The 13049-nt window shown below is 69.5% G+C and carries 8 protein-coding genes and 1 pseudogene; 7 read left to right on the top strand and 2 right to left on the bottom strand.

Annotation, left to right across the window (positions count from 1 at the left end):
• Positions 1-82: 82 nt before the first annotated feature.
• The 5 genes from MOM01_RS13765 to MOM01_RS13785 are packed head-to-tail and all read left to right on the top strand — an operon-like array spanning position 83 to position 9012.
• Complete coding sequence (locus MOM01_RS13765; RefSeq protein ID WP_241385985.1) at positions 83-1633, top strand: AMP-binding protein; 1551 nt, start codon at positions 83-85, stop codon at positions 1631-1633.
• On the top strand, positions 1630-3024 hold the full coding sequence (locus MOM01_RS13770) for an FAD-binding oxidoreductase (protein WP_241385986.1): 1395 nt from the start codon (positions 1630-1632) through the stop codon (positions 3022-3024). Before MOM01_RS13765 ends, MOM01_RS13770 begins: the two co-directional genes overlap by 4 nt.
• A 37-nt stretch (positions 3025-3061) precedes the next feature.
• A complete protein-coding gene (locus MOM01_RS13775; RefSeq protein WP_241385987.1) occupies positions 3062-3622 on the top strand; it encodes a hypothetical protein in 561 nt (186 codons plus the stop codon).
• Between the two features lie 28 nt (positions 3623-3650).
• Positions 3651-8210: an ATP-dependent helicase gene (locus MOM01_RS13780; protein WP_241385988.1), complete on the top strand. Its 4560-nt coding sequence runs from the start codon at positions 3651-3653 to the stop codon at positions 8208-8210.
• A 1-nt stretch (position 8211) separates the two neighbouring features.
• The gene (locus tag MOM01_RS13785; protein ID WP_241385989.1) at positions 8212-9012 is read left to right on the top strand and encodes a DNA-formamidopyrimidine glycosylase family protein; all 801 of its coding nucleotides are present in this window, start codon (positions 8212-8214) and stop codon (positions 9010-9012) included.
• Here MOM01_RS13785 and MOM01_RS13790 read toward each other — a convergent pair.
• The gene (locus MOM01_RS13790; RefSeq protein WP_241385990.1) at positions 8982-9599 is read right to left on the bottom strand and encodes a TetR/AcrR family transcriptional regulator; all 618 of its coding nucleotides are present in this window, start codon (positions 9597-9599) and stop codon (positions 8982-8984) included. The two genes, MOM01_RS13785 and MOM01_RS13790, sit on opposite strands and share 31 nt — an antisense overlap.
• A 26-nt stretch (positions 9600-9625) precedes the next feature.
• Between MOM01_RS13790 and MOM01_RS13795 the strand changes: the two are divergent.
• Positions 9626-10659, top strand: a pseudogene (locus MOM01_RS13795) (oxygenase MpaB family protein).
• A 52-nt stretch (positions 10660-10711) separates the two neighbouring features.
• The gene (locus MOM01_RS13800) at positions 10712-11233 is read left to right on the top strand and encodes a hypothetical protein (RefSeq protein WP_241385991.1); all 522 of its coding nucleotides are present in this window, start codon (positions 10712-10714) and stop codon (positions 11231-11233) included.
• Between the two features lie 42 nt (positions 11234-11275).
• On the opposite strand, the gene glpD is transcribed toward MOM01_RS13800, so the two are convergent.
• Positions 11276-13006: a glycerol-3-phosphate dehydrogenase gene (gene glpD / locus MOM01_RS13805; protein ID WP_241385992.1), complete on the bottom strand. Its 1731-nt coding sequence runs from the start codon at positions 13004-13006 to the stop codon at positions 11276-11278.
• Between the last annotated feature and the right edge of the window lie 43 nt (positions 13007-13049).

Here is a 13049-nt window from a genome sequence, read left to right on the forward strand (position 1 = left end):
CGATCTGCGGCATGGGTACCCGGCGACGCTCCCCCCAATCGGATCGTGTGGTCCGCGCCACATCCTGTGGTAGACCAGGGGCATGTACCCAGGGAACTTCGTCGCCGCAACCCCCGACAAGCCCGCGATCATCCGGCCCTCCACCGGTGAGTCGCTGTCCTATCGCGAGCTCGACGAACGCTCGATCCGGTTGGCGAAATACCTGCGGTCCCTCGGACTCGTCCCCGGCGACCATCTCGCCCTGATCTCCGACAACGACCTGCGAGTCATGGAGATCTACTGGGCGGCACTGCGGTCCGGGCTCTACATCACCGTCGTCAACCGGCATCTCACACCCGCCGAAGCCGCCTACATCGTGGACGACTGCGGCGCGAAGGCGCTCGTCGTGTCGGCGCAGGCCGTCGATGCCGTCGACCTGTCCACCGGTGCTTATCCGGGCGTGACCCATCGTGTCGTTTTCGGCGGGCCGCTGGACGGCTTCGAGGACTACGACGCCGCCCTGGGTGGATTCGACGCGACGCCGCTCGACGATCAGCCGCGCGGGCAGGACATGCTGTACTCGTCCGGGACCACCGGCCGGCCGAAGGGCATCAAGCCGAAGCTTCCCGAGGGGCAGGTCCAGGACGTTCCCGACCCGTACACCGCGGTCTTCGCTCCCATGTACGGATTCGACGACAGCACGGTCTACCTGTGCCCCGCCCCGCTCTATCACGCGGCGCCGCTGCGTTTCTGCGGGACGATCCAGTCGGTGGGCGGCACCGTGATCCTGATGGACCGTTTCGACGCCGAGGAGGCACTCGCACTCGTCGACCGGTATTCGGTGACTGCGAGCCAGTGGGTGCCCACGATGTTCGTGCGGATGCTCAAGCTTCCCGAGGAGACCCGCGCGAAGTACGACGTGTCGAGCATGAGGGTGGCCATCCATGCCGCGGCGCCGTGTCCGCCCGAGATCAAGCGGGCGATGATCGAGTGGTGGGGGCCGGTGATCCACGAGTACTACGCCTCGACCGAGGGTGCCGGGGCGACCTTCATCGACTCGGAGCAGGCGCTCGCGCGTCCCGGCTCGGTCGGCCACGACGGCGTCCTGGGGATCGTCCACATCTGCGACGACCAGGGCCGCGAACTCCCGGCCGGCTCGACCGGCACGGTCTGGTGGGAGCGCGACGAGCGCCCCTTCGAGTACCACAACGACCCGGTGAAGACGGAGGAGGCGACCCACCCCGAGCATCCGACGTGGACGACCAGCGGTGACATCGGCCATCTGGACGAGGACCGCTATCTCTACCTCACCGATCGTGCCGCCTTCACGATCATCTCGGGCGGGGTGAACATCTACCCGCAGGAATCGGAGAACGTGCTGACGTTGCATCCGAAGGTGTTCGACGTCGCGGTGATCGGAGTGCCGAACGAGGAGATGGGTGAGGAGGTCAAGGCCGTGGTGCAGCTCGCCGACGGGGTCGACCCGAGCCCCGGGCTCGAACAGGAACTGCTCGCCTACGTGCGCGAACGCGTGTCGCATTTCAAGGCACCGCGCAGCATCGACTTCTCCGACGAGCTGCCACGCACGCCGACGGGCAAACTCGTCAAACATCGACTGCGAGCCCGCTACGCCACCCCGGCGGGCCGGTCATGACGTCGGAGGCGGGGACGGCCAGGGCGACGGCCGCCCCCCTCGACGAACTCGCCGGACAGCTGCCCGCGGGCACGCTGGTCACCGATCCCGACATCCTCGCCGGTTACCGGCACGATCGCGCGCAGGACCCGGACGCCGAGATTCCGCTCGCGCTCGTGCGTGCCGGCTCCACCGCCGACGTGCAGGCGACCCTGCGATGGGCGAACGCCCATCGTGTGCCGGTGGTGCCTCGCGGAGCCGGCACGAGCCTGTCCGGCGGGTCGGGTGGGCTCGCCGGCGGAATCGTGCTCAGCACCGAGAAGATGCGCACGATCACCGTCGACACCGCGACCCGCACCGCTGTCGCCCAACCCGGTCTGCTCAACGTCGAGGTGAAGAAGGCGGCCGCCGAACACGGGCTCTGGTACCCGCCGGATCCCTCGTCGTTCGAGATCTGCACCATCGGCGGGAACGCCGCCACCAACGCCGGTGGTCTGTGCTGCGTGAAGTACGGGGTGACCACCGATTACGTCCTCGGCCTCGAAGTGGTCCTCGCCGACGGCACCGCGGTGCGGCTCGGCGGTCCGCGGGTCAAGGACGTCGCGGGCCTGTCGCTGACGAAGCTGTTCGTGGGAAGCGAGGGCACCCTCGGGGTCATCACGGAAGTGACCCTGCGGCTCGTCCCACCCCCGCCACCCGCGTCCACGATGGTCGCGACCTTCGGATCCGTTCAGGCAGCCGCCGACGCCGTCGTGGCGATCACCGCGGTGCTCCGGCCGGCCATGCTCGAGTTCATGGACCGGCCCACCGTCGGCGCGGTGGAGGACATGCTCCGGATGGGACTCGAACGCCGCACCGAGGCGATGCTCATCGCCCGCTCGGACGCGCCCGGCGCGGCGGCGGCCGAGGAGATCGAGATCATGGTGCGGGCCTGTCGTGAGGCCGGCGCCGAGGACGTCTTCGCGACGGACGATCCGGAGGAGGGCGAAGCGTTCACGGTGGCGCGGCGCATGGCGATCCCGGCGGTGGAACGCACGGGCAGTCTGCTGCTCGAGGATGTCGGGGTACCGATCCCCGCCCTGCCGGCGCTCGTGAACGGAATCGCCGAACTCGCCGCCGCACACGACGTCACCGTCGCGGTGATCGCACATGCCGGGGACGGCAACACCCATCCGCTCATCGTCTACGACCCCGCCGACGAGGACATGACCGCGCGGGCGCACACCGTCTTCGGGAAGATCATGGACCTGGCGATCGACCTGGGCGGCACCATCACCGGGGAGCACGGCGTGGGGCGGCTGAAGAAGGCCTGGCTGCCCGGCCAGGTGGGGCCGGACGTGATGGCGTTGACCCAGCGGATCAAGGACGCGCTCGACCCGAACGCGATCCTCAATCCCGGCGTCGTGCTCTGATGATCCACGCCACAACGACAGCGGTCATAATCGTCGCGTGAACACCCGTGTGACCCCGACGACGGCCGCCCTGCCGCTGCGCGAGACCAAGTACCGCGAACTCGAGCGGTATCCCGAATTCGCATCCGTCACGGCCTGGCTTCGAGACGTCGTCTCGTCGATCGTGCCGAACGCCCGCATGAGCGAATGCGAGTACTGGTCGGTCGTGTGCCTCCCGCCTTCGGATCCGGCCGATCCGCGGCAGCCTCTGGTCGTCCTCCACGTCGGCGACCTCGAGGTCGCCGGTGTGTATCTCGATCTCTCCGGAGGCGACCGCCGTCTCGGCGGATACGTCCGCTTGTCGCGCGCCGAATTCGACAGGACCACGGGAACGACCTTCGAGCAGGCCGCGGGGGCCGTGCCCGCGCTCACCCTCGTCGACGAGGGCCCCGTCGTGTCGGTGTTGTGGAGCGACGAGCCCGCCGCCCGGTCGCAGTTCGACGCCCTGCCCTGGCGTGCTCCTGCGCGGATGCTGGTCACGGAACTCATGCGCGGTGGGCGCAGCAGCCGCGCCGACGAGCACTGCCGTCAGATCGCCCGGTTCGCATTCGAGGACTGAGCCTGTCGGTCCGCGGGTGCACCATGGAATGGTGGCCGACATCCTGGATCGTTTCTCCGCGCCGACCCGCGAATGGTTCGCCGGGGCGTTCGACGCTCCCACACCGGCACAGCTCGGCGCGTGGGAATCGATCTCGTCGGGGGCCCACACACTCGTCGTGGCACCCACGGGCTCCGGCAAGACGCTCTCGGCGTTCCTGTGGTCGCTCGACCGGCTCTCGTCCACCCCTGCGGACGAACACGCCGCGCGCACGCACCGCACCCGGGTCCTGTACGTCTCGCCGCTGAAGGCGCTCGCCGTGGATGTCGAGCGGAATCTGCGGTCACCTCTCGTCGGCATCACCCAGACAGCGAAGCGCCTCGGCCTGACCCCGCCCGAGATCACCGTCGGGGTCCGGTCGGGCGACACCTCGCAGGCCGACCGGCGCGCACTCGCCCGGACCCCGCCCGACATCCTCATCACGACGCCCGAGTCCCTCTTCCTCATGCTCACCTCGTCGGCCCGCGAGAATCTCGCCGGTGTCGAGACGGTGATCGTCGACGAGGTCCACGCCGTGGCGGGGACGAAACGCGGCGCGCATCTCGCGTTGTCGCTCGAGCGGCTCGACCTGCTGTTGCGGGCCCCTGCCCAGCGGATCGGCCTGTCCGCCACCGTGCGTCCGCACGAGGAGGTGGGACGCTTCCTCGTGGGTTCGGCCCCGATCCGGATCGTCGCCCCGCCGTCGGCCAAGAAGTGGGATCTGACGGTGCGCGTACCCGTCGAGGACATGACCGAGCTCGGCGTGTCCGAACCCGACGAGGAATCCTTCTCCCCCACGCCGCAGGCCGGTTCGATCTGGCCGCACGTCGAGGAGCAGATCGTCGATCTCATCACCGAGCACCGGTCGACGATCGTGTTCGCCAACTCCCGTCGGCTGTCCGAACGTCTCACCGCCCGGCTCAACGAGATCTACGCGGAACGTTCGGGGAATCCGGTGGACGGCGACGGCGCGCCACCCGCGCAGCTCGGTTCACCCACCGAGACGTCCGCCGGCGCGGCACCGGTGCTGGCGCGGGCCCATCACGGTTCCGTGAGCAAGGACCAGCGCGCTCTGATCGAGGACGATCTCAAATCCGGCCGGCTCCGCTGTGTGGTGGCGACGTCGAGTCTCGAGCTCGGCATCGACATGGGCGCCGTGGATCTGGTGATCCAGGTCGAGGCTCCGCCCTCCGTGGCCAGTGGTCTGCAACGCGTCGGCCGCGCCGGGCATCAGGTGGGTGAGACCTCGCGCGGGGTGCTCTTCCCGAAACACCGCACCGATCTGGTGCACTGCGCGGTGACCGTCGAGCGGATGGTGGCCGGGCACATCGAAGCCCTTCAGGTCCCGGCCAATCCACTCGATGTGCTCGCCCAGCAGACGGTCGCGGCCACCGCTCTCGAACCGGTCGACGTCGACGACTGGTTCGACACGGTACGGCGGAGCGGGTCGTTCGCGACGCTGTCGCGGGCGGTCTACGAGTCGGTACTCGACCTTCTCGCCGGCCGGTATCCCTCCGACGAGTTCGCCGAGTTGCGTCCACGCGTCGTGTGGGACCGCACGGCCGGAACACTCACCGGCCGCCCCGGCGCGCAGCGTCTCGCCGTCACCTCCGGCGGCACCATCCCCGACCGCGGCCTGTTCACCGTCTACATGGTGGGCGAGAAGAACACGCGCGTAGGCGAGCTCGACGAGGAGATGGTCTACGAGTCGCGGGTGGGCGACGTGTTCGCGCTCGGTGCCACGAGTTGGCGGATCGAGGAGATCACCTTCGACCGGGTCCTGGTCTCCCCCGCCTACGGCCGCCCGGGCCGGTTGCCCTTCTGGCACGGCGACAGTCAGGGCCGCCCCGCCGAACTCGGTGCCGCGCTCGGGCAGTTCCTCCGCGAGATGGGGCACGCCTCCCCCGAGGACGCCGAGATCCGCTGCCGCCGGGGAGGACTCGACGACTATGCGACCGGAAACCTGATCCGCCTGCTCGACGAGCAGCGCACCGCCACCGGGCACCTGCCCACCGATCGCACGCTCGTCGTCGAACGATTCCGCGACGAACTCGGCGACTGGCGACTCGTGCTGCACTCGCCCTTCGGATTACGCGTCCACGCGCCGTGGGCGCTCGCGGTGGGGGCGCGCCTGCTCGAGCGTTACGGCGTCGAATCGCATCCCACCCCGTCCGACGACGGCATCATCGTCCGTCTGCCCGACACCGACGACGCGCCGCCCGGTTCGGAGATCTTCGTCTTCGACACCGACGAGATCGACGACACGGTCACCGATCAGGTCGGTGGTTCGGCGTTGTTCGCGTCCCGGTTCCGCGAGTGCGCTGCGCGGGCACTGCTGCTGCCCCGCCGCAATCCGGGCAAGCGCGCACCGCTGTGGCAGCAACGCCAGCGATCCGCTCAGTTGCTCGACGTGGCGCGCCGCTATCCGGATTTCCCGATCCTGCTCGAGACCGTCCGCGAGTGTCTGCAGGACGTCTACGATCTGCCTGCGCTGCGCGATCTCCTGGGCCGTATCGCGCAGCGGAAGATCCGGTTGGCCGAAGTGGAGACGCCCACCGCCTCCCCGTTCGCGACCTCCATGTTGTTCTCCTACGTCGGGGAGTTCCTCTACGAAGGCGACAGTCCGCTCGCCGAGCGGCGCGCAGCCGCGCTGTCGCTCGATTCGTCGCTGCTCGCCGAGCTGCTCGGCCGGGTGGAGTTGCGGGAGCTGCTCGACCCGGACGTCGTCGCCGAAGCCGAGCACGAACTGCAGCGACTGACTCCGCAGCGACGCGTCCGCGACGCGGAGGGCGTGGCCGACCTGCTGCGACTGCTCGGCCCGCTCACCGACACCGAACTACGCGAACGCACCACCGACGACCCGGCGGACTGGATCGAGGACCTCGCCGCACAGCGCCGCGCGCTGCGGGTGTCCTATGCCGGTGAACAGTGGTGGGCGGCGATCGAGGACGCCGCGCGGCTGCGCGATGCGCTCGGTGTCCCGCTGCCGATCGGTGTGCCCACCGCCTTCGTCGAACCCGTCGCCGATCCCCTCGGCGATCTCGTCGCCCGTTACGCCCGTACCCACGGCCCCTTCACCACCGCCGAGGCCGCGTCCCGTTTCGGCCTGGGCACGGCGGTCGTCGAATCGGTCCTCTCGCGACTCGCCGGCGAGAAGCGCATCACCGCAGGAGAATTCCGCCCGGGTTCCACCGGATCCGAATGGTGCGACACGGAGGTGCTGCGGCGGCTGCGGCGCCGCTCCCTCGCCGCGGCCCGGCAGGACGTGGAGCCCGTCAGCACCACGACGCTCGGGCGGTTCCTTCCCGACTGGCACCATCTCGGCACCGGCCCGGGTACGAGCGCGCTCTACGGCATCGACGGTGTCATGACCGTCGTCGAGCAACTCGCCGGTGTTCCGGTGCCGGCGAGCGCCCTCGAACCGCTCGTCCTCGCTCCGCGGGTGCGCGACTATTCTCCGGCGATGCTCGACGAGCTCACCACCACCGGCGAAGTGGTGTGGTCCGGCGCCGGTTCCATCTCGGGCAAGGACGGCTGGGTGGCGTTGCATCCCGCCGATCTCGCGCCGGTCAGTCTCCGCCCGGCCGAGGAGATCGAGATCGGCCCGGTCCACCGGGCCGTGCTCGATTCGCTCGCCGGCGGCGGCGCGTTCTTCTTCCGGCAACTCGTCGACGCCGTCACCGCTCTCCACACCACGGCGAGCGACGACCAGGTCGCCGGTGCCCTGTGGGAGCTGGTGTGGAGCGGGCACGTCTCGGGCGACACCCTCGCGCCCTTGCGGGCACTGATCGGCGACACCTCCCGCGCGAAACCGGCACACCGCAGCCCACGCCGCGCACCACGCGCCCGGATGTACCGGGCGCGACCGATCGTGCCGGCCCGCTCGGGTCCTCCCACGGTGAGCGGACGCTGGTCGCTGCTACCCGAACGCGAAACCGACCCGACCGTCCGGGCGCACACCACCGCGGAGTTGCTGCTCGAACGGTACGGAGTGGTCACCCGCGGCGTCGTCGTCGGAGAGGCCGTCCCCGGCGGTTTCGCGACGATGTACAAGGTGCTCAGCCGATTCGAGGAGACCGGGCGGTGCCGCCGCGGTTATTTCGTCGACTCGCTCGGCGGTGCCCAGTTCTCGACCCCGTCGGTCGTGGACCGTCTGCGCTCGTTCTCCGATTCGATCGAGGGCCGGCACGCGGAGACGGCTGCGGTCACCCTCGCCGCGAGCGATCCGGCCAATCCCTACGGTGCCGCACTGCCGTGGCCGAAGAGCGCCGACGACGACGCCCCGCGGCACCGTCCGGGCCGCAAGGCCGGTGGTCTCGTGGTGCTCGTCGACGGGGCACTCGTGCTCTTCGTCGAGCGCGGTGGCCGGACCCTGCTCACCTTCGACGACGATCCCGGGACGCTGCGCAGCGCATGTGCCTCACTGATCGCGGCCGTCAAACGTGGAGGGGTCGACAAGATCGTCGTCGAGAAGGTCGACGGTGCGTCCATCCACGGTCACGAGTTCGGCGAGTTCCTCGCGGAAGCGGGCTTCTCGGCGACACCCCGCGGCTACCGCGCGAGGTTCTGACATGCCCGAAGGCGACACCGTCTTCCGGGCGGCCGGGCGGCTCCGTGCCGCCCTTGAAGGGAAAGTGCTCACCGAGACGGATTTCCGCGTACCTCGTTTCGCGACGGCCGACTTCACCGGCTGCCGCGTCGACGAGGTGGTCTCCCGCGGCAAGCACCTGCTGATCCGGGTCGGGGAGGCGTCCATCCATGCGCACCTGAAGATGGAAGGCGAATGGCATGTCTACGAACGTGGAACACGGTGGCGCAAGCCCGGTTACAAGGCCCGGCTCGTGCTCGGGACCGAGGACGTGCAGGCCGTGGGCTTCGAGCTCGGCATCGTGGAGGTGCTCGCACGCGACCGGGAGGACGAGGCGGTAGGTCATCTCGGACCCGACCTGCTCGGGCTCGATTGGGATCCCGAGCGGGCCGCGGCGAATCTGGCCCGCGAGCCCGGTCGCCCCATCGGGGTGGCACTGCTCGACCAGCGCGTCATGGCCGGCATCGGCAACGTGTACCGCTCCGAGTTGTGTTTCCTGCGCGGGGTGGATCCGTGGACGCCGGTGGCGCAGGCCGGCGATCCGGCCGCGTGGGTCGATCTCGCGCATCGGTTGCTGGTAGCCAACCGCGACCGGGCGACGCGCATCACCACCGGCGATCGGCGTCCGGGCCGGAATCTGTGGGTGTACGGGAGACGCGGCAAGCCGTGCCGGCGCTGCACCACCCCGGTCCGGTCCGGTGAGATCGGTACCGTGACCGATCCCGAACGCGTGGTCTACCGATGTCCGCGCTGTCAGCCCCGCGCCGGCGAACGACCCGCCTGACCCGCCTGTTCGACGAGTGCGACGCAGTGCTCGACGAGCGTGTCGCGCGAGACCGCCAGTTCACCTTCGAGATAGCTCATGAACAGGCTGGTCAGCGCCCCCACGACCCCCACGGCGATCATGTGCCGCACGGCTTCCTCACCCCCGGGAGGGAGTTCGTCGCGGACGAGGGAGACGAACATCGGGGCCAGTTCGATCCCGCGTCGGCTGATCGCAGGCTCGCGCAGCGGAGCGAGCAGCAGCACGCGCCCCTTCGCCGGATCGTCCACCATCAGCTCGACGAAGGCGCGCACCGCCGCCTCCGCGCGCCCGGTGGGTGGCGCGGAGACCACCGCGCGGGCCAGCGCGTCGCGGGCCCGGGCGGCGACGTGCGCGTAGACCTCCCGGACGAAGGTGTCGCGGTCGGCGAAGCTCTCGTAGAAATAACGTTCGGTGAGTTCGGCCGTCCGGCACACCGCCCGGACGTTGACCCCGGTGCCACCGGTCGCCCCGATCAGCTCGACGCCTACAGCGAGGAGGCGTTCGCGGCGCAGTCGACGGCGTTCTTCGATGCCGACGCCCGCCCAGCTGCGGCGCGTGCTGTCCACTCTTGTCGCTTCCCGTCGTTGACTGTATGCCCGCCGAATCCTACTCTGACAACATGTGTAGTCAGAGATCCGCGGGGCCGGACACCGCCGACTCGCCGTCCGGACGGACACCCCCACCCGAGCCGCTCGGCCCGGACTCTCTGACCTGGAGATATTTCGGCGGCTGGCGTGGCATGCTCTTCGGCCCCTGGGCGGGATCGATGCAGAACATGCACCCGGGCCTCGGAGCCGCCGTGGAAGAGCACTCGAAGTTCTTCGACGAACGCTGGGAACGGCTCTACCGCTCGCTGTACCCGATCTACGGGGTCGTCTTCGACGGGCCGCGCGCACCGCAGACGGCGGCGGAGGTGCGCGGCTATCACAACACCGTCAAAGGGTGGACAAGAAGGGCCGCAAGTACCACGCACTCGATCCCGACACCTTCTACTGGGCACACGCCACCTTCTTCTACAGCCTCGTCGTCTCCGTCGAGTGGTTCGAGGGTCCGCTGCCCGTCGAACGGAAACGCCGGCTGTTCGACGAGCACGTGCAGTGGTACCGGCTCTACGGCATGCCCATGCACTCGGTACCCGAGTCGTGGGAGGCCTTCCTCGCCTACTGGGACCACATGTGCCGCAACGTCCTCGAGGACAACAAGGCCACCCGCGACGTACTCGACCTGTCGAACCTCGATCGTCCGCCCTTCCTGCGGTGGTTCCCGGCGAGTGTCTGGAAGCTGGTCCGCCCACCGGTGACGGCCGGCTTCCTCTGGCTCACCGTCGGCCTGTACGACCCTCCGGTGCGCGACCTGCTCGGGTACAGGTGGAGCCGGCGGGAGGAGAAACTGCACGCTCTCGTCGGCCGCGCGATCGGCCTGGGCACCATGCTCGTGCCGTGGCGCTATCGCTACCACCCGCGTGCCCGTGCCGGATGGGACCGTGCGTTCGGCCGCATCCCGGCCACGGCCGGCCTGCTCGAGACACCCGGCCGCAACCTGCCGCCGCGCGACCGCCGCGACTCACCGATGCACTACAGCCCGAAGGTGACGGACCGGCACCGGCCCACCCCGGTCTCGTCCTGACGGGTCCGTCCGAGCCGCGACGGGCGGGACGCGTCTGTGTCACGCTATCGAGGTGCCCGCCTCTTCGCGGTTGTCGTCCGAGCGTCGCCGGCCCCTGACCCCGGAATCTGCGGCGTCCCGCATCAGCGCCTACGTCTACGGCAACATCCTGGTCCTGGCCGCACTCGTTCCCATCACGAACTCCCCCGAGTACATCGGGATCGCCATCGTCGCCGGCACCGCGCTCTCGACGTTCATCGCGCACGTCTTCGCCGACTCGGTCGCACAGTCCGTCCGGTCCGGTGAACAGCTCTCGCGCGACGAACGACTCGCGGAACTCCGGAACGCGGTGCCGATCCTGTCGTCCGCGGTGCTGCCGTGCGTGATCCTCCTGACGGCCTGGCTCGGCTGGTTCGAACCACGCACCGCCCACCTGCTCGCCGAGGTCACGGTGCTGATCCGTATCGGCTCGACGGTGTTCGTGGTGCGCCGACTGCAGAACCGTCCTCCCACCCATCGGACCGTCATGGCAGCGATCGGCGTGGCCCTGGTCGCCACCGTGGTCGTCGCCGTGAAGGTCGCGCTCACGCACTGACCTTCCCGAGGCGCGGCTGCCGACACCGCGGACAGGCGGCCGCTAGGTGATCGGGACGGGTTCGAGGATCTCCGCGCGGGCCTCGGGCGCCGCGGCCCGGAGTGCGTCCGCCGACTCGTCGTCGGGGCGGCTCTGCGAGAGGATCTCGGCCTCGACACGCGCACGATAGGTCGCGACCTCCCGGTCGACGGTGGCGTCGTCCCATCCCAGGACCGGTGCGACCAGACGGGCCACCTGCTCCGCGCAGTACAGCCCCCGGTGCGGATACTCGATGGAGATGCGGGTCCGGCGTGCCAGGAGGTCCTCGAGATGCAGGGCGCCCTCGGCCGCCGCACCGTAGACCACCTCGACCTGCAAGTACTGCGGGGCATCGGTGAGCGGTTCGAGCAGTTCGGGGCGGCCCTTCGCGAAAGCGAGCACGTCCTCGACGAGGGAACCGTAGCGGTCGAGCAGGTGCTTGACACGATAGGGATGGAGACCGTACTCCTCGGCGAGCTGCATGGTCTGGTTCACCAGCGCGAAGTATCCGTCGGCGCCGACGAGCGGCACCTTCTCGGTGATCGACGGAGCGATCCGGGCCGGGATGTCTTCGGCGGCGAGATCGACGGCATCCTCGGCCATGACGCGATAGGTGGTGTACTTCCCGCCCGCGATGGCCACGAGACCGGGTGCCACACGCGCGACGGCGTGCTCGCGCGAGAGCTTCGAGGTCTCGTCGCTCTCCCCTGCCAGCAGCGGACGCAGGCCGGCGTAGACACCGTCGATGTCCTCGTGTGTCAGGGGGACGACCAGGACGCGGTTGACGTGGTCGAGGATGTAGTCGATGTCGGCCTTCGTCGCCGCCGGATGCGCCAGGTCCAGATTCCAGTCGGTGTCGGTGGTGCCGATGATCCAGTGGTTGCCCCACGGGATGACGAACAGGACCGATTTCTCGGTGCGCAGGATGATGGCCGAATCGCTCACGATCCGGTCGCGGGGCACGACGATGTGCACGCCCTTCGAAGCACGCACCCGGAAGCGGCCGCGCTGCCGGGACAGCGACTGGATCTCGTCGGTCCACACGCCGGTCGCGTTGATCACCGCATGGGCGCGCACCTCGGTGACCGAACCGTCCTCGCTGTCGCGTACCCGCACTCCCGAGACCCGGTCGGCTTCCCGCAGGAAACCGACGACCTGCGTCGACGTGCGCACGACCGCACCGTAGTGCGCGGCGGTGCGCGCGACGGTCATGGTGTGCCGGGCATCGTCGACGACGGTGTCGTAATAGCGGATCCCACCGACGAGCGCGGTGCGTTTGAGACCGGGGACCATGCGCAGCGCACCCGACCGGGTGAGATGCTTCTGCGCCGGAACGGACTTCGCGCCACCCATCCGGTCGTACAGGAAGATGCCCGCCGCGACATAGGGCCGCTCCCACACACGATGGGTGAGCGGGAACAGGAACTTCAACGGCTTGACCAGGTGCGGAGCCAGCGTGGTCAGCGCGAGTTCGCGTTCGCGCAAGGCTTCCCGGACCAACCCGAATTCGAGTTGTTCCAGATAGCGCAGGCCCCCGTGGAACATCTTCGACGACCGGCTCGACGTGCCGGAGGCGTAGTCCCGTGCCTCGACGAGCGCGACCCGCAGTCCCCGTGTGGCGGCGTCGAGCGCTGCCCCGGCACCGACGACACCACCCCCGATGACGACGACGTCGAACTGCTCGGTGGTCAGACGACGCCAGGCCTCTGCGCGCTGCTGCGGCCCGAGGAGTTGCACACCCGATTGGTTGGTCACCGCACCCGCTCCCGTGAGTCGCCGACGTATCCCGATCAAGGCT

Source organism: Rhodococcus sp. CH91, assembly GCF_022554085.1.
GTDB lineage: Bacteria > Actinomycetota > Actinomycetes > Mycobacteriales > Mycobacteriaceae > Rhodococcus.

What these genes read in the sequence shown, in the direction of transcription:
- MOM01_RS13785 (WP_241385989.1), top strand. Translation starts at nt 8,212, where the DNA reads ATGCCCGAAGGCGACACCGTCTTCCGGGCGGCCGGGCGGCTCCGTGCC.
- MOM01_RS13770 (WP_241385986.1), top strand. Translation starts at nt 1,630, where the DNA reads ATGACGTCGGAGGCGGGGACGGCCAGGGCGACGGCCGCCCCCCTCGAC.
- MOM01_RS13780 (WP_241385988.1), top strand. Translation starts at nt 3,651, where the DNA reads ATGGTGGCCGACATCCTGGATCGTTTCTCCGCGCCGACCCGCGAATGG.
- MOM01_RS13765 (WP_241385985.1), top strand. Translation starts at nt 83, where the DNA reads ATGTACCCAGGGAACTTCGTCGCCGCAACCCCCGACAAGCCCGCGATC.